The 16614-nt window shown below is 33.3% G+C and carries 15 protein-coding genes, 2 tRNA genes and 1 pseudogene; 13 read left to right on the top strand and 5 right to left on the bottom strand.

Going from position 1 to position 16614, the window contains the following annotated elements:
• Positions 1-77: 77 nt before the first annotated feature.
• Positions 78-153: transfer RNA gene (locus tag METFODRAFT_RS02875), tRNA-Met, on the bottom strand.
• A gap of 151 nt (positions 154-304) precedes the next feature.
• Here METFODRAFT_RS02875 and METFODRAFT_RS11360 point away from each other — a divergent pair.
• Entirely contained in the window at positions 305-706 is a 402-nt protein-coding gene (locus METFODRAFT_RS11360; protein WP_007044033.1) for a transposase, read from the top strand.
• 426 nt (positions 707-1132) lie between these two features.
• On the opposite strand, the gene METFODRAFT_RS02865 is transcribed toward METFODRAFT_RS11360, so the two are convergent.
• Complete coding sequence (locus METFODRAFT_RS02865; RefSeq protein ID WP_052322764.1) at positions 1133-3508, bottom strand: Piwi domain-containing protein; 2376 nt, start codon at positions 3506-3508, stop codon at positions 1133-1135.
• A gap of 133 nt (positions 3509-3641) precedes the next feature.
• Here METFODRAFT_RS02865 and METFODRAFT_RS10585 point away from each other — a divergent pair, with 133 nt between their 5' ends.
• Together METFODRAFT_RS10585 and METFODRAFT_RS10580 are read left to right on the top strand one after the other, a co-directional pair.
• Positions 3642-4064, top strand: a complete 423-nt coding sequence (locus METFODRAFT_RS10585) for a hypothetical protein (RefSeq protein WP_007044416.1) — start codon at positions 3642-3644, stop codon at positions 4062-4064.
• A 110-nt stretch (positions 4065-4174) separates the two neighbouring features.
• A complete protein-coding gene (locus METFODRAFT_RS10580; RefSeq protein ID WP_007044031.1) occupies positions 4175-4693 on the top strand; it encodes a hypothetical protein in 519 nt (172 codons plus the stop codon).
• Positions 4694-4827: 134 nt separating this feature from the next.
• Here METFODRAFT_RS10580 and METFODRAFT_RS02850 read toward each other — a convergent pair whose 3' ends face one another.
• Entirely contained in the window at positions 4828-5946 is a 1119-nt protein-coding gene (locus tag METFODRAFT_RS02850) for a tRNA (guanine(10)-N(2))-dimethyltransferase (RefSeq protein WP_007044030.1), read from the bottom strand.
• 148 nt (positions 5947-6094) lie between these two features.
• Here METFODRAFT_RS02850 and METFODRAFT_RS02845 point away from each other — a divergent pair.
• Together METFODRAFT_RS02845 and METFODRAFT_RS02840 are read left to right on the top strand one after the other, a co-directional pair.
• Positions 6095-6184, top strand: a tRNA-Sec gene (locus tag METFODRAFT_RS02845).
• A gap of 105 nt (positions 6185-6289) precedes the next feature.
• Positions 6290-7486 (top strand): argininosuccinate synthase, encoded by a 1197-nt coding sequence (locus METFODRAFT_RS02840; RefSeq protein ID WP_007044029.1) that lies wholly within the window; start codon positions 6290-6292, stop codon positions 7484-7486.
• A 152-nt stretch (positions 7487-7638) separates the two neighbouring features.
• Here the strand turns inward: METFODRAFT_RS02840 and METFODRAFT_RS02835 are convergent, their stop codons facing one another.
• Positions 7639-7863 carry a TRAM domain-containing protein gene (locus tag METFODRAFT_RS02835; protein WP_048115405.1) on the bottom strand — a complete coding sequence of 75 codons (225 nt, stop codon included), beginning with the start codon at positions 7861-7863 and terminating at the stop codon, positions 7639-7641.
• 179 nt (positions 7864-8042) lie between these two features.
• Here METFODRAFT_RS02835 and METFODRAFT_RS02830 point away from each other — a divergent pair, with 179 nt between their 5' ends.
• The 7 genes from METFODRAFT_RS02830 to argC all read left to right on the top strand — a co-directional run bounded on the left by METFODRAFT_RS02830 (position 8043) and on the right by argC (position 15426).
• Positions 8043-8777 (top strand): 7-carboxy-7-deazaguanine synthase QueE, encoded by a 735-nt coding sequence (locus tag METFODRAFT_RS02830; RefSeq protein ID WP_007044027.1) that lies wholly within the window; start codon positions 8043-8045, stop codon positions 8775-8777.
• 166 nt (positions 8778-8943) lie between these two features.
• The gene (locus METFODRAFT_RS02825) at positions 8944-9573 is read left to right on the top strand and encodes an orotate phosphoribosyltransferase-like protein (protein ID WP_007044026.1); all 630 of its coding nucleotides are present in this window, start codon (positions 8944-8946) and stop codon (positions 9571-9573) included.
• 113 nt (positions 9574-9686) lie between these two features.
• On the top strand, positions 9687-10769 hold the full coding sequence (locus METFODRAFT_RS02820) for a class II glutamine amidotransferase (RefSeq protein WP_007044025.1): 1083 nt from the start codon (positions 9687-9689) through the stop codon (positions 10767-10769).
• Positions 10770-10833: 64 nt separating this feature from the next.
• Positions 10834-12366 (top strand): glutamate synthase-related protein, encoded by a 1533-nt coding sequence (locus METFODRAFT_RS02815; RefSeq protein WP_007044024.1) that lies wholly within the window; start codon positions 10834-10836, stop codon positions 12364-12366.
• A 66-nt stretch (positions 12367-12432) separates the two neighbouring features.
• On the top strand, positions 12433-13209 hold the full coding sequence (locus tag METFODRAFT_RS02810) for a GltB/FmdC/FwdC-like GXGXG domain-containing protein (RefSeq protein ID WP_007044023.1): 777 nt from the start codon (positions 12433-12435) through the stop codon (positions 13207-13209).
• Positions 13210-13290: 81 nt separating this feature from the next.
• Positions 13291-14361, top strand: coding sequence for a Coenzyme F420 hydrogenase/dehydrogenase, beta subunit C-terminal domain (locus METFODRAFT_RS02805; RefSeq protein ID WP_007044022.1), 1071 nt, complete (start codon positions 13291-13293; stop codon positions 14359-14361).
• A gap of 33 nt (positions 14362-14394) precedes the next feature.
• Complete coding sequence (gene argC / locus METFODRAFT_RS02800; RefSeq protein ID WP_007044021.1) at positions 14395-15426, top strand: N-acetyl-gamma-glutamyl-phosphate reductase; 1032 nt, start codon at positions 14395-14397, stop codon at positions 15424-15426.
• Here the strand turns inward: argC and METFODRAFT_RS09680 are convergent, their stop codons facing one another.
• Positions 15427-16152, bottom strand: a complete 726-nt coding sequence (locus METFODRAFT_RS09680) for a CPBP family intramembrane glutamic endopeptidase (protein WP_007044020.1) — start codon at positions 16150-16152, stop codon at positions 15427-15429.
• A gap of 307 nt (positions 16153-16459) precedes the next feature.
• Here METFODRAFT_RS09680 and METFODRAFT_RS11930 point away from each other — a divergent pair.
• A pseudogene (locus tag METFODRAFT_RS11930) lies at positions 16460-16614 on the top strand (IS701 family transposase); the annotation flags it as partial.

The raw sequence follows: 16614 nt of genomic DNA, 5'->3' as shown, positions 1-16614 counted from the left end.
TGTTGGAGTTAAATTTTTCTATCATAATATCCATTTATTCGGGTTTATCAATATTAACATAATCAAATATAAAAAAGTAGCGGGGGGTGGATTTGAACCACCGATCTCCGGGTTATGAGCCCGGCGGGATAGACCTGGCTACCCTACCCCGCTTCTCTCATGACGTGCGTAATTAAGGATATACTTTTTAATATATGTATTTTTCGATTTTGTTCATATATATGACACAACCATACTGAAACAATAAAACGCTCATCTTCACTTACAATTACATATACAAATAATAATCGCGATATATAATTTTATGAGCGTCGAAGTATATAAGTTATTCATACCAAAGGATGAGGAGTGTATTGCAATTATAAGGGAGATTAGATGGAGTGATAAGTATATTTGCCCATATTGTGGTTCGAAAGATGTTGTTTTAAAAGGCAAAGAGCGATATAAACCTTACATTCAAAGATACAGATGTAATTCGTGTAAAAGACACTTTAACGACCTAACTGGAACTATATTCGCTAAAAGGCGAATACCTTTAGGAGAGATGTTTTACATAATTAAAAATCTCAAGAATTCATCGATTAATCAAATATCCGAGGAGTTAGGAAGAGATTATAGAACAGTTCATTCGTTTGCAAAAGAAGTTATGAAATCGTCTGAAAAAGACAACATTTTAAAAAAATTACTGGAAACGAATTGGAGATAGATGAATTTTACATTAACTCTGGAGATAAAGGCATTAAAAAGAATAAAAAACGAAGAAGGGGATTAAAAAAGGGGCAGAGGAACGTACAAAATCGAAAGACCTCCAATAATAACACTGTATAGTTGAAACGAATTTAAGCAAGGCTAAAATTTGAGAAATGATTAACGAAGTTAATTCAGACGATTTAATCGTTAATACGGATGAATACGCTATTTATGATGGCTTAAACGTTAATAACTGCGAATGCTTCCATTCGATAATCAAACATTATCTAAGAAAACATCGAGGCATTAGTCGAAAAAATCTCCACCTATATGTAAGCTTCTATACATTTATATACAACTATAAATCGAATTGGTTCTCTGAATTACTTAACAAAAACTAATAATCATGTTAGGTAATGATACTTGAAGATGAGCGTAGAAATTAAATTGTTGGCAAACACCCACTCCGTAATATGCTCACGTCTTTTATCTTCCAACCTCTCCTAACAGCATTCACATGTTTATGAGCATAGTGCACAGGGGCAGGTAACCTCATCTTATCAGGCATAAGTTGGGAATAATTAATTTTGGTTAGTAATACGAGTTGCTTAATGTCATTTTCTTCAATTTCTACTCTTTTATAATTCCCTTCATCAATGTGATACTTTTCTACAATCGCAATCGGTTGTTTGAAAAATCTATTATAATAGTGGGAGGAAATGTAATAAGCCCTTCCGAACTTCCCATAGGAGTTTTTATATTCTGGGACAACTTTTCCTCTCCTAACTCCCCAAAATCTTAACAATGTTGATTTTCTGACATCAATGTAGGTAATCTCAAAATTATACTTTTTTGAGATTTGGGATAATTTTTCCAATTCTTTCTTGAATATTCTCCCATCCTTTAATAAGAGAATTTTAATTTTTCTTTTATTATTTAAATTCAAATGTGGGATTAATTCGCTATGAACTTGTGCGAATAATAAATCATACCTCCCAATCTCACTCGAACCAACATCATCAAAAGTAATTATAGATTTAACATGCCCATAATTATTATAAATTATTGCAGAGCCACCGATTCCCTTGATTTTACCAATGTCGTCCTTTTCTCTACTAATATCATACCCAATTATAAAATCATAATTTCCCAACTCATCACTTAAAGAGAATAAATACATTCCCATTTTATGAAAGAATTGAGACAGAATGCTATTAATGAATGGTTTTTTAAAACTCTCTTTTTCTAAACATTTTCTCAAGTTGAATGGATACATAAATTGGTGGAATATTAGTTGTGGGTGAGAAAAAAGATGCATTTTTAACTCATCAAACTCATTATTTGGGAGTAGTGGAGAAATGCAGATTAAGAATGGCTGTTCCCCATCTTCTAAATTGCTTAAAACTGTTTGAGTTATTATAATCCGTGAGTTTGCATAATCCTCAAAGTCAACCTCTTTTTTTAATTTAACTTCAATTTTTGGGACTGATTTATTTATAGCACAAATAAGTCCTAATTTTTTAAAAATTCCCTCTATAAATCTTAATTCTGGATCTGAAATATTAGAATAAAAAATATACACTCCAATCTTCTTTTTATCATTTAGTATTGGTGGGATAGACAATGGGAGATAGCAGTTTTTTGGTTTAAGGGGGTTAAAACTTTTGTCAAAAATCCAATCAAATATTTCCCTTAATTTTTGATAATCTCCCGTTATAATTCCAGATTCAGTTTTTAACTTCACTTTTATATCTGAAAGTGTGGAGAGTAGTGTTAGAGTGTAATCATCTTTAGTAGAAATGTTTAGAAATTCCCTACTAAAATCAATGAGGTTACCTTGTTTTAATATTGATTTTGCAGTTTCTAACTCCTCTAAAAATTTTCCCATGTCTAGAAGTATTTTTTGAACATCTTCTGTAACTCCTTCATACAGTAAAGAATTTTTTGTATGATATGCATAGTCATCTTCCCCAATAAAAATGTAGCAGTGGATGTCATCTCCTCCCACACTAATAGGCACTCCTTCTTTTTCATAATGTTCATTTATGTCTTGAGTGTGTTGCCAATACTCTTTCTCTTTTGGACTTATGATTTTTTTAATTTTTACGTATTTTCTCCTTCCCACAGCTCTTGACGTTGTGATAAGTGCACTCCCATTTAGAAGTTTTCTTTCAAGAGTTTTAAAATCAATTTTGTTGTTTTTTAGCATGTTATAAATTGTTTCTGAACTTATGATTTTGTGTTTTGGTTTGACAATTAAAAAATAATTCTCATTCTCATCAGAAGTAATTGTTATACTAAAGTAAGTAAGTATCTTTTTGCCAATTTTATCTATGAATTTTTCATTTTTGTATTCGATTAGTTTTCTTATTGTTGGATGAGTCTTAATAGCCCCTAACACTATTTTTTCTTTAATTTCCCAGTCCAAATTACTCCATTCGATTTTTTCTTTTTTGATAATATCAAATTTAATGTCTTTTTCATATTTTTTCTTTACATAATTTAATAAGGTTTTGTTTTCTGGATCTTTAAATCCCATGTTTTTCATTTTGTTTATTAACCATTCACTTCCGTAGGATTTAATTTTTTTATTTAGGATACCCTTCCAAATATAGAATGAGAATTTATTTTTCATAGGATTGTAGTCATCAATGTAAATCCCCCCAAGAGTTGCAGAGATTGAATATAAAAGTTCCTCAATTTTTTCTTTCTTTTCTAATTTTGTAATTTTGCATAGACATCTTATGCAATTTTCTGAAATGATCCTATTAATGAAATATTTATTTATTGGAAAAGCGTTTGTGTAATATTCATCCATAATCCCACCACTATAAAATATTATTTTATGTTTCTTAATTGACTGATAGTGTGATTTAACAATATTAACTTTAAAACCAAAAAATAGAAATATGTAGTACTTAAATAACTCGTTAAAAAACGGTGAAACCTCCATGCTAACAGCACTTAATAGTATACTCACTAATTCTATAAATAGTTTAGGATTTAACTGTTCGGAGGAGTTATCTAAGTTCGCACAAGTTAGAACACTAACGCCAATAAAAACTATCAAAGCATTTTCAGAGTATGTCTCGGGAATTCACAGAACGACTATCGTTAAAAACCTACAAAAACTATCAGAAAATGAGTTTTGTTTGTATACTCAACTATCCAACCTTCCCGATATTTTTGATGACAATAGATTTAAATACACTGCAATAATCGATTCAACGCTACTAAGGAGATGGAGTAAAAAGGTTTATGGTTGCAATATTCGATATAACTACATCGAAAGACATAGCAAACCATATCAAGAGCAGATAAACTGCTGTATTTATCACGAAAAAAAGGGATATATTCGATTTACACTACAATAAAACCACTTGGCAAAAAATCCACAGACATATTCATCGAAATTATTAGATTCTTAACTCATATAGATATCGGGACGGTCGTAGGAGACACTTTTGTAACGACAAAGAAAATTATGAAGGAATCTAAAGAATTGGGAATGGAATATATTGGTAAACTTAGGAAAAACCTGATAGTTGAATATTTCGGTAAGAAGGTTAAGGTAGAAGGACTATTTAAGAGGGATTTCGAGAAAGAAAAGCTTAAATTAAGGACTATTAATGGAATAAAGTTTAGATTATCCGAGAAAGTGGTCAATATTCCCGATGTTGGTAGAGTTAAAATCGTTGCAGTGTTGATGGAAAATCAGAAAAAACCTAAGTATCTGGTCTCTACAAACCATAAAAAGAAGGCAGAGAACATAATAAGCGAGTATATGAAGAGACCAAAGATAGAAGAAAAGCATAGAAGAGATAAATCGATTTTAGATGTTGAGGGAAATTACCTAACGTCTGAAAAGAGCAATATTGGGTTTGTTAGGTTTATAGCAATGGTATCAAACTGTATAGGATATTTAAGCCACAAATATGGATTATCATTCTATGAAGTGATTAAAGAGTGCAGTAAAGAGCTAATAAAGAAAGGATTCTCGTAATCACACTGTCAGTATCTTAAATTTCAATTTTAGGATGTTTAAGAACATATAATCCAAATTGAAGTTAAATGTCATTTAATTGTAGAATTACCATACATAAAGAAAACAACAAAAAATAGAAATTAAACTAATTCCTATACTGCTTCTAAAATAATCTCTATTATGTCAGATAATTTAGCATCGCTTTTGATTCCTTTTGGATTGTAGTGGACTTTTGATACTCTAAACCCTCTTTTTTTTAACTTTTCAATTATAACTGCCATTGAAGGTGCTGATTTTTTAATATTACTGCAGATTTCATGGATATCATAGCATCCCAATTGATTAATTTCACACTCATCGCAGAGGACTTTTAATATGTTCTTTGCCTTTTCAGAGCAATTCCTTTCAACTGCTATTTTATATGCCTCATTAACGATTTCTTTATCATATATCTCCCCCAAATATAGGGGTCCTCCAAAGCCCTTCTCATAACCCTCATAGAAGGATTTTATTATTTTATCCCCTCCAATATCCTTAACATATCCAAGTTTTTCTAATGCATCATCTGCCTTTTTTGCCCCTCTCTGAGTTAAGAGGTAGGTTCTAACATAGTGGTCAGTGGCATGGGAGAAAATTGGTTTCAATCCAATATCATACTTAGCAGCAACCCTTATGGCATAGCCGACTAAAATCCTTATTGCCATCTCGTGACAATCTTCACTGTTTATTGGGAATGCATTGTATTTTCTAACGCAAGATTTTTTAAACCTCCCGCATAAAACAGATGTATCTGTTGCAGTTAAGCATAAAAGACCATTTTTTGTTATAGTTGCCCTAATTCCACTATCTAAATAAGGACTTGGAGATCCAAATGGATCTAAATCAACCACGTTGAACATCCTGAAATTTTTTGATAAGAGGACGTTTGCATCCCCCCTACAAACTTCAACGTTATTTAAATTGTTCAATTTTATGTTTTCTTTGATTAGTTCTACGGCTTTTGGGTTTATATCATTTATAAAAACCTTAACTTTCCCATGTTTAAATTCCAACTCATTTGCATATCTCAATCCTCTCGCTCCACTACCTCCCAAAGGGTCGCAAATTAAAAACTCCTCTCTTTTATAATTTTTGAGGAAAGTTTGAAGGACACATACGGAAATATCCCTATTAACTTCCATTTTTGGGTTATAAAATACCTCATCCTTCTTAGTTATTGTTAAAGTATCTGGAATTGTCAGTTTTGTTTTCCCCTCTACAACGATCATCATTTCACCACTATATCACATTAAATTAATCATTTATTCCGATTTTTAAATTTATATTATATATTACATTTTCTAATATGATGTTTCAAAATTATTTTGCAATAATGTATTTATATGAGGTTTTAATAAGGTATCTTTGCTAAGTTTTAGTGGCGCAGGGTGCTGGGCTTGGTAGCCCAGGGCGGACTTCAGATCCGTCGAGTTCCATGGGAACTCGGGGTTCGATTCCCCCCCTGCGCCGTTTTATAATTATTTTATTTTTTAGTTTTAAATAAACCTAATTTTTATTCAATTGATATTATATTCAAATTGTTCATGAATTTTACTTATTTCTAAAGGTGGGATAGTGAGTGAAAAAATTGCTGTGTTGGCATACTCTGGAGGATTGGATACAAGTTGTTGTTTGAAGTTGTTGGAAGATAATTATGGGTACAAAGTTGTTTCAGCATGTGTTGATGTTGGACAGCCCGAGGAAGAGTTAAAAGAACCAGAAGAGAAGGCAAAAAAATTAGGAGTTTTGGAGCACCATACAATAGATGCAAAAGAAGAGTTTGCAAGAGATTATATATTTAGGGCTATTAAGGCAAACGCAATGTATGAAGGTTATCCATTATCAACAGCATTGGCAAGACCGTTAATTGCATTGAAAATCGTTGAACTTGCAAAGAAACTTGGTGCTGAGGCAATAGCACATGGATGTACAGGAAAAGGAAACGACCAATTTAGATTTGAGACGGTTATCAGAACGAAAGCACCAGAAATAAAAATAATTGCTCCAATAAGAGACTTAAACTTAACAAGAAAAGAAGAGATTGAATATGCAAAGCAAAAAGGCATTCCAATCCCAACTGAGAGTAAATCATTCAGTATTGATGAAAATTTATGGGGAAGGAGTATTGAAGGAGGGGTCTTAGAAGATCCAATGGTTGAGCCTCCAGAGGAAGCATTTGCCTGGACAAGGAATCCAAAAGAATGTAAAGAGGAAGAAGTTGTTGAGATTGAATTTGAAAATGGAGTTCCAGTTGCAATAAATGGAGAAAAATTAGAACCAGTTGAATTGATTAAGAAGGCAAATGAAATTGCCGGAAGAAATGGAGTTGGGAGAATAGATATCATTGAAGATAGAATCATAGGCTTAAAATCAAGAGAGAACTACGAATGTCCAGGAGCAGTTTTGTTAATAACCGCACATAAGGCACTTGAGCAGTTGGTATTAACAAGGGATGAGTTGAGGTTTAAAGAAATTGTAGATGCTCTTTATGGAGAGTTGATTTACAAGGGGTTATGGTTTGACCCATTCAGGGAAGATTTGGATGCATTTATTGATAAAACACAGGAAAGAGTAACTGGAAAGGTTAGATTGAAGTTATATGCAGGAAGTTTAAGAGTTATTGGAAGAGAAAGTCCATACGCATTGTATTCAGAAAGTTTAGTTTCATTTGATGATAAAGAATTAGACCAAAGAGAAATCGTTGGGATGGTTAAATACCATGGATTGCAGGCAGCATTGTATGAGAAAGTTAAAAATAAATTGCAAAAATAAAAATAAATTTTCCATTTTTTAAATTTTTTAGAATTTTTAGAATAAAACCACATAATTATGAGATATATAAAAAAATAAAAAAGAATCCACAAAGCCAATATCTGCGCTTTTGGTCTCTCCAAAGAATGAATTGATGAAGGGATGAGGAGAATTTAAACCTTTTCAGCAAAGGCAAATTTACTTTTGACTGAGGTTATCCTAATTGAAACTGTATCTCCTTTTTTGGTGTCAGGGACAAAGACGACAAAGCCTTCAATTCTTGCAATGCCGTCCCCTCCCCTACCCATATCTTCAATCATTACAGTGTATTCCTGACCTTCTTTAACTGGAATATTTCTATCCATACTTCTTCTATTATTATTTCTATTAAAAACCATTTCATTCACCATAGTAGATTCGTATGTAGTCACACCCTGTAGGATGTTCTAAACCAATAGTTGTTTTCATAGTATATAAACCTATGTATGTGTATTTTTGCCTGTATTTTCGGAACAACCGAATATAAATATATAACAAAGAATAAAATTTGTTTAAAAAATAAAAAAAGTGAAAGAACATGATAAGAGAGATATTTTCTTCAATAATGGGTGAAGGAAAATATATAGGAAGGAGATTTATATTTGTTAGATTTAAAAAATGCCCCCTAAACTGTATCTACTGTGATGAGGTTTCAAAAGGGGAAGGAGAATGCAGGGTTGAAACAATCCCTGGAACAAGGAATTTTGAAATTTATAATGAGGAAGAAATTGAGAATAGATTAATTAATGTGATAAACTCGTTAAGAACTCCAGATTTATTTGCAATTTCATTTACAGGTGGAGAACCACTAGTCTATGCTGAATATATAAAAGAATACTCAAAAATTCTGAAAGAGGACGGATATAAAACCTATTTGGAGAGCAATGGTATGTATCCAGAGAGAATTTCATTCTTTGATTATGCATCTATTGATATAAAACTCCCTGAGCATTTTGAAGGTATGAAAGATGAAGATTATAAAAAACTCTATAAGAATGAATTGAAAACCATAGAAAAACTCTACAATCTTGGTTCAGATGTATTTGCGAAGATAATAATCATGGAAAACACAAGTGTTGAATTTGTAGAAAATATTGCAAAAGATTTAAGTGATATTGGCAATATAATGCTATGCATCCAACCAGTAACACCCTATGGAAAGGTTAGGAGAATGCCAACCCAAAAGAAGATATTTGATATTATGTCTGCATGTGGAAAGTATGTTGATGTTATGTGCACTCCACAGATACACAAACTTTTAGGGATGCTTTAATTTCAATATAATAACAAAATTAAAATACATGTAGGGTATATATTAAGCATATAAAATTTCGAAAGAACAATAAAATAAGTAATAAACTAGTGATTATGCATCCTAATCTATTTGTGATTGTAGCCACATACGGGACTGTAATCCTTTATCATAAAAGAGGGATACTATGAAAAAAAAACTTATCAAAAAAGTAATAAAGTTAAAGGATAAGGGTTTAACAATTGGAGAAATTGCAGATGAACTAAATGTATCAATGGATACTGCACTTTATTTGGTTTTAAATGCTGAAAAATTGCTAAGTGAAGAAGAAGCTAAGGAAACTCCAGAAAAAAGGAAAAAATTGGACATATTTGTTGAATGGAATACCGTAGGGGATTCATCAAAAAGATTGAAACATATAACATCAATCATGTGTGATATTCTAAAAGATGTCGAATTTGATGTTGTCATAGGTATTGCTACAAGTGGTATCCCCCTTGCAACAATGATTTCTGATGAAATGGATAAAAAGTTATCAATCTACATTCCCAAAAAACATGTTCATGATGAAGGGAAGAAGATTACTGGTATTATAAGCCAGAACTTTTCAAGCATTGAGCATAAAAACATTGTTATTATAGATGATGTCATGACCACTGGGAGTACAATAAAAGAGGCAATAAAATATTTAAGAGAAATTGCAAATCCTAAAATGGTTGTTGTAATGATAGATAAGAGTGGGATAACTGAAATAGAAGGAATTCCAGTGGTTTCCTTATTTAGAGTAGGTATCGTTGAGATAGAAGATAGAGAATAAAGAAAATATATGCCGGTTTTTTGTTGAATATTTAAATATGTTTATAATCATAAAATTATATAAACAACTTTTTTCATAATAGATTATTCCAAATTTTATAAAGGAGGAAGATTATGTGCGGGATTATCGGTTTTATTAGTAGGGAACAAAAACTCATCAGTGGAGAGAAGATAGCAACAGCACTTAACTGTTTAAGGGAGAGAGGAAATGGTAAAGGTGCTGGATACGTAGGATATGGAATTTATCCAAAGTATTCTGACAAATATGCAATACACGTTTTTCTCGATCCAAAGGATTGTGATGAAATAAGGGAGAAGGTAAAATACACACTTGAAAAATATGGATACGTTGTCAAAGATGAGGAAATTCCAGTTGAAGAAGGAGTTCTTGATAAGGAATTTGTTTCATGGAGATTCTTCTATGAGTTTGATGAAAGATACAAATTGTTTGAAGAAGACAAGATGGTCGAATTGGTAATGGAAATCAACGATAAAATTGACGGAGCGTTTGTTTTCTCAAGTGGTAAAAACCTTGGTGTCTTTAAAGCAGCGGCATGGCCACATGAGGTTGCAGAGTACTTTAAAATAGACAAATACAAAGGCTGGATGTGGATTTCCCATGCAAGATATCCAACAAACACAAGAGGTTGGTGGGGAGGAGCACATCCATTCAATCTATTAAATTGGAGTGTTGTACATAACGGAGAGATAACAAGTTATGGAACAAACAAGAGATATGTTGAATCATTTGGATACAAGTGTAAGTTATTAACCGACACTGAAGTTGTTACCTACTTACTCGATTTACTTGTTAGAAAGCATAAATTGCCAATAGAATATGCAGCAACAGCATTAGCACCAAGATTCTGGGATGAGATTGAGAGAATGCCAGAAGAAGAGAAAAAAGTACATGAAGCAATAAGAATGACCTATGGAAGTGCAATGCTCAACGGACCTTTTGCAATCATTGTTGGAACTCATGAGGGAATGCTCTTTATGAATGGAGATATTGAAAGTGGAAATGCAATGCTTGGTTTAACTGATAGAATCAAACTGAGACCATTAATTGCTGCTGAAAAAGATGACTTGTTCTTTGTTTCAAGTGAAGAAGCAGCAATCAGAGCAATTTGCCCTGATTTGGATAGGGTTTGGATGCCAGACGCTGGAAAGATGGTCATTGCAAAAGTAAACAAATAAATTCATTTCTGTAAAATCTGCTTTTTTAAATAAAATTATAAAACAAAATTAACGGAGTGGAAACATGATACCATCAACAGTGCCACCAAAATTTAAGGTAGAGATTGACCATGAAAGATGTATGCTTTGCGAGAGATGCACAATAGAGTGTTCATGGGGAGTTTTGAGAAGACAGGGAAACAGAATAGTTGCATACTCAAATAGATGCGGTGCATGCCACAGATGTGTTTCAATGTGTCCAAGAGATGCTATAAGAATTGTTCATCAACCTGTCTCATATAGACCACACCCATTATGGACTGAAGAGGCAAGAGAAGACATCTATAACCAAGCAAAAACCGGCTGCATATTGCTTAGTGGAATGGCAAACGCAAAGGACTTCCCAACATACTTTGATAGAATTGTTTTAGATGCATGTCAAGTTACAAACCCATCAATAGACCCACTGAGAGAACCAATGGAGTTAAGAACCTACGTTGGAAAAAAACCAAAACAGTTAGAATTTGAATTTGTTGAAGAGGAAGTTGATGGTAAAAAAATCAAAAAAGCAAAATTAAAAACAAAAATCGCTCCTAACTTAAAGTTAAATACGCCAATAATGATTGCCCACATGTCATTCGGAGCGTTATCTTTAAATGCCCACAAGGCAATGGCAAAGGCAGTTAAAGAATGTGGAACATTCATGGGGACTGGAGAAGGTGGATTACATAGAGATCTTTATCCTTACGCAGACCACATGATAACACAGGTTGCAAGTGGTAGGTTTGGAGTTAATGAGGATTACTTAATGAGAGGGGCAGCAATTGAAATTAAAATTGGACAGGGAGCAAAGCCAGGTATTGGAGGGCACTTACCAGGGGAGAAAGTTTCAGCAGAAGTTTCAATGACAAGGATGATTCCAGAGGGTTCTGATGCTATCTCTCCAGCACCACACCATGACATATATTCAATTGAGGATTTGGCTCAGTTGGTTAGAAGTTTAAAGGAAGCAACAAGATGGAAAAAGCCAGTATTTGTTAAGATTGCTGCTGTCCATAACGTAGCGGCTATTGCTGCAGGAATAGCAACATCTGACGCTGATGCAGTTGTTATTGATGGATTTAAAGGAGGAACTGGAGCAGCACCTAAGGTATTTAGAGACAACGTAGGAATTCCAATTGAGATGGCAATTGCTGCAGTTGATGAGAGGTTGAGAGAAGAAGGATTGAGAAATGAAGTAAGTATTATAGCGAGTGGTGGGATTAGGAATTCTGCTGATGTGTTTAAGGCAATAGCATTAGGAGCAGATGCTGTCTATATTGGAACTGCAGCAATGGTTGCAATGGGATGTAGAGTCTGTGGAAGATGTTACACTGGATTATGTTCATGGGGAATAGCAACACAAAAACCAGAATTGGTTAAAAGGTTGGATGTGGAAACTGCTGCACAAAGGGTTGCAAACTTAATCAAGGCATGGACACATGAAATTAAGGAATTGCTTGGAGCAGCAGGGATAAATGCAATTGAAAGTTTAAGAGGTAACAGAGACAGGTTGAGAGGAGTAGGATTAAATGAAGTAGAATTGAAAGCACTTGGAATAAAGCATGCTGGAATGTAAATTTAATTTGATTAATAATTTGTAATTAATTTTAACACTCTTTTTAAAATATGGCGTGGTGAAATGATGAAAGAAATTACCATAGACGCTAAGGGCATGGATTATAAAGAATTAAATGAAAAAATACACAAAGTTTTGGAGGAAAATCCTGATTTAGAGAAGATTATATTAAAGAATGTATTGGGGCAGAGGTTTATAGGCAATGGAATCCAAAGAAAAAATTTAACCATTGAAATTTACGGAGTTCCTGGTGGAGATTTGGGAATGTTTATGAATGGGCCAAGGATAATTGTTTATGGAAACACAGACCATGCTCCTGGAAACACGTTGGATGATGGAGTTATTGTTATCCATGGAAGTGGAGGAGATGTTACAGGACACTCCATGAGAGGAGGGAAAATATTCGTTAGAGATGATGTTGGGTATAGAAGTGGTATCCACATGAAGGAATATAAAGATAAAATCCCTGTTTTGGTTATTGGAGGAACTGCAAAGGACTTCTTAGGAGAATATATGGCTGGAGGAATTATCATTGTCTTAAACATTGATAAAGAAGGCAACGACTTAGGAGAAATAAAGGGAAGATTTATAGGGACTGGAATCCATGGAGGAAGTATTTACATAAGGGGAGATGTTGATAAGTCCCAGTTGGGTGTTGCAGCAGATATTAAAGAATTTACTGAAGAAGACAGGGAAAAAATAAAGCCATATATTGAAGAATTCTGCAGAGAATTTGGTTTGAGTGATGAGGTTAAGGAGAAATTAATAAACTCAAAATACACAAAAATTGCCCCAATATCTAAGAGACCATTTGGAAAACTCTATACTCCAGATTTGATGTAAATGGTAAAGCAATATTCTGTCATTTAAATAAATAAAATTTTTTTAAAAATTCATGAAAAAACATGGACTAAGGTGAAAATAATGAAATCATATTTGAACTTAAAGGAAGAGGTTTGGGATAAGAATATATGCTCTGGATGTGGAGCTTGTGTTGCAGTTTGTCCAGTGGAAAATATATACTTCAAACAGCAGAGTCCAGTGAAGTTTAAGTGCGAGATGTGTGCATGCACAATAGACCCTGCTGAAGAATCTGAATGCCCAGCATCTGCTGAATTTTGTAAGGTAACCTTATATGATGTACCTTGTGGAGCATGTTATGATGCATGCCCAAGAACGGAGGAAAAGTTAAAAATCCCAATTGAAGAGATTGGGAAATATATTGAGATATTTGGGGCAAAATCAAAGATGGATATAAAATATGCCCAAAGCGGTGGAGCAGTTACTGCAATATTGTGCAATGCCCTTGATGAGGGCTTAATTGATGGGGCTATTGTTGTAAGTGAAGATAGATGGACAATGGAACCAAAATCAGTCCTTGTAACAACAAAAGAAGAACTAATAAAAGTAGCAGGTAGTAGGTACAACTGGAACGTCCCAATATTGGAGGCATTAAAAGAGGCAGTTATGGTTAAAAAACTGGAAAAGTTGGCAATAGTTGGGACACCTTGTGTTATAAATGCAGTTTTCCAAATCTTGGCATCAGATAATGATTTATTAAAACCATTCAAAAAGGCAATTAGATTGAAGATAGGATTGTTCTGTACTGAAACATTCAAATATAGTGAATTAACGGCTAAAATTAAAGATATGGGTATAAATCCATGGGAAATAAAAAAGATGGAAATTAGAAAAGGAAAGTTGGCAATTGATCTATTAAATGGAGAAACAAAAGAAATCTCATTAAAAGAAATTGAACATTGCATTAGAAAAGGTTGCAGTATATGTAGGGACTTTACTGCATTAGCATCAGACATCTCCGCTGGTAACGTAGGAACTCCAGAAGGAGTGACAACATTGATAGTAAGGAATGAGTGGGGTAAAGGGTTCGTTGATAGAGCAATACTCAATGGTTACTTAGAGAAGGTTGATTGTGAAGTAAATATTGATGCAATCAAAAAACTCTCTAAGAAAAAGTTGGAGAGAGGGGAATAACCTTAACTAATTTTTTAAAATTTGGTGGTTAAGATGATAACTGCATCAATAATTGGAGGTACTGGCTACACAGGGGGGGAATTGTTAAGATTGCTGGCAAACCATCCTTATGTAGATGTTGAGTATGTAACATCAAGAAAAGAGGCAGGCAAAAAAATAACAAAGATACATCCTCACTTAAGAGGCATAAAAAAACTTGAGAATTTGGAGTTTATGGATGTCGATGTTGATAAGATAGATTCTGATGTTGTATTCTGTGCAACCCCACATGGAGCATCGATGAAAATTGTCCCTCAATTGATTGAGAAGGGATTGAAGGTTATTGATTTAAGTGGGGACTATAGGTTTGAAAATATTGGAGTTTATGAAGAATGGTATGGATTAAAGCATACTGGTGTTTTGGAAGGGATTAAAATTGCCTATGGATTGCCTGAATTGCATAGGGATGAGATAATAGATGCCCAACTTGTTGCAAACCCAGGATGTTTCCCAACTGGAGCAATATTGGCAGTTGCCCCATTGGTTAAAGAAAATATTATTGAGGAGAGAATAATAATCGACTCAAAAACAGGAGTTAGTGGAGCAGGGGTTAATCCAACAGAAACAACACACTTTCCTAATGTAAATGAAGACATAACCCCCTACAAAATAACCACACACAGGCACACCCCAGAGATAGAGAAGGAATTAAAAAAAATAGGTAATGCAAGGGTTTCCTTCACCCCCCATCTCGCACCAATAACAAGGGGGATCCTAACAACTGCACATACGTTTGTAAAAAAAGAAATAAATAAAGAAGAACTCATTAAATTATATAAAAAATTCTACAAAGATGAACCATTTGTAAGAATCTTTGAAGATGGAAAGGTTTCTTTAACAGGCGTTAGGGGAACAAACTTCTGTGATATTGGTGGGTTTGAAATAGATAGGAATGGAAGGTTGGTGATGACATCAAGTATAGATAACTTGGTTAAGGGAGCGAGTGGACAGGCAATCCAGAACATGAACATAATGTTTGGATTCGAGGAAACGTTGGGTTTATTATTTGGAGGTCTTAAGCCATAATTAATGGCATAGAATTACTGAGAGTGGTATAACCACATAGAGTACAAAATCCAACGAAAAGTGGGATACCATTGCATATTCTAATCCTTTTTTCCAATAGATGTATCCAAAGACTAAACCAAATATGAAATTTGAGACAAACAACATTGACATAATTGTTTTTTTAGATATAAATTCCATAGAAACTGGTGTATGTCCAATTGCAAATAATATTGGGGAAGTTACAAGAGATACCTCCACTGCTCTTTTTATCCCAAGTTCTGATAGTAGATAAGCAAACGATCCCATTAAAAACAATCTAAATATGACTTCTTCATTTATCCCCCCATAAACAGACAAAAACATCCCACAAATTGTTAAGTGAGTACTCATTGACCTTAAATTCAGTATCATTGAATACTCTGCGATTGTGGATATTGCTCCTAATATTACCCCCAAGAATAATCCTATTTTCATTGAAAATATGACCTCTTTTATATTAATTTTACCTAAAACTCTAAAACCCATTTTTTTCGAGCAATACAATCCAAGTAATATAGCACCCACATACAACACAGCATTTCCAACTAAGGCACCTAAGGATTGTGCCATCACCAATACTGTAAATGGAAAACCAAAATTTAAACTACTTCCAACTACATATAACAAAACCATAAACAATCCAAATATCGATGAGATATACAAGATAAGGAACCTTTTCCAATCTACAATAACATTTATATCCATATTATGCCCTCCACCCACAATATCGTACTTTAAAATCTCCTACATCCAAAGTAGGGATTATACTATTGAATACCATATTATCCATCTATTCTAAATATTCGAGATTTTTATGGACTTTGTAAATAAAAATCTATTATTATCTTTAAATGTTAGTTATAAAATACAATAAACCACTTAATCGCTTATATTTAAAGATTAATAGGACTTTCGCAAGCATATTCGAATATAATGATATAGCATTTATGATAAGATATTTCTACCACAACATTTTACTATTTTTCGAATAAAAATTGTTTATGGTGAGAATATTCTCAAAAAAGCGAATGCAATTGTTTATATGCTCTTTCTTCTATTGTCAGAGTTTAATTCGTGTATAGAACTATCTAAAACATTACGCATTTTCGGAATAAACGTATCTCACGATACCATAAAATCGAATTCTTTGGAATGAGGGTCTTAACC

The sequence above is a fragment of the Methanotorris formicicus Mc-S-70 genome, assembly GCF_000243455.1.
Taxonomy (GTDB): Archaea; AGJL01; Methanococci; order Methanococcales; family Methanococcaceae; genus Methanotorris; species Methanotorris formicicus.
The sequence above is the reverse complement of the archived record's forward strand: the minus strand, read 5'-3'. Positions and strand labels throughout refer to the sequence as shown.

Bases quoted from the DNA above. Each gene is read 5' to 3' on its own strand.
- METFODRAFT_RS02810 (WP_007044023.1), top strand. From the start codon at position 12,433: ATGAAAGAAATTACCATAGACGCTAAGGGCATGGATTATAAAGAATTA.
- METFODRAFT_RS09680 (WP_007044020.1), bottom strand. From the start codon at position 16,152: ATGGATATAAATGTTATTGTAGATTGGAAAAGGTTCCTTATCTTGTAT.
- METFODRAFT_RS10580 (WP_007044031.1), top strand. From the start codon at position 4,175: ATGAAGGAATCTAAAGAATTGGGAATGGAATATATTGGTAAACTTAGG.
- argC (WP_007044021.1), top strand. From the start codon at position 14,395: ATGATAACTGCATCAATAATTGGAGGTACTGGCTACACAGGGGGGGAA.
- METFODRAFT_RS02820 (WP_007044025.1), top strand. From the start codon at position 9,687: ATGTGCGGGATTATCGGTTTTATTAGTAGGGAACAAAAACTCATCAGT.
- METFODRAFT_RS02835 (WP_048115405.1), bottom strand. From the start codon at position 7,863: ATGGTTTTTAATAGAAATAATAATAGAAGAAGTATGGATAGAAATATT.
- METFODRAFT_RS02850 (WP_007044030.1), bottom strand. From the start codon at position 5,946: ATGATGATCGTTGTAGAGGGGAAAACAAAACTGACAATTCCAGATACT.
- METFODRAFT_RS02825 (WP_007044026.1), top strand. From the start codon at position 8,944: ATGAAAAAAAAACTTATCAAAAAAGTAATAAAGTTAAAGGATAAGGGT.
- METFODRAFT_RS10585 (WP_007044416.1), top strand. From the start codon at position 3,642: ATGCTAACAGCACTTAATAGTATACTCACTAATTCTATAAATAGTTTA.
- METFODRAFT_RS11360 (WP_007044033.1), top strand. From the start codon at position 305: ATGAGCGTCGAAGTATATAAGTTATTCATACCAAAGGATGAGGAGTGT.
- METFODRAFT_RS02815 (WP_007044024.1), top strand. From the start codon at position 10,834: ATGATACCATCAACAGTGCCACCAAAATTTAAGGTAGAGATTGACCAT.
- METFODRAFT_RS02830 (WP_007044027.1), top strand. From the start codon at position 8,043: ATGATAAGAGAGATATTTTCTTCAATAATGGGTGAAGGAAAATATATA.
- METFODRAFT_RS02805 (WP_007044022.1), top strand. From the start codon at position 13,291: ATGAAATCATATTTGAACTTAAAGGAAGAGGTTTGGGATAAGAATATA.
- METFODRAFT_RS02865 (WP_052322764.1), bottom strand. From the start codon at position 3,508: ATGGATGAATATTACACAAACGCTTTTCCAATAAATAAATATTTCATT.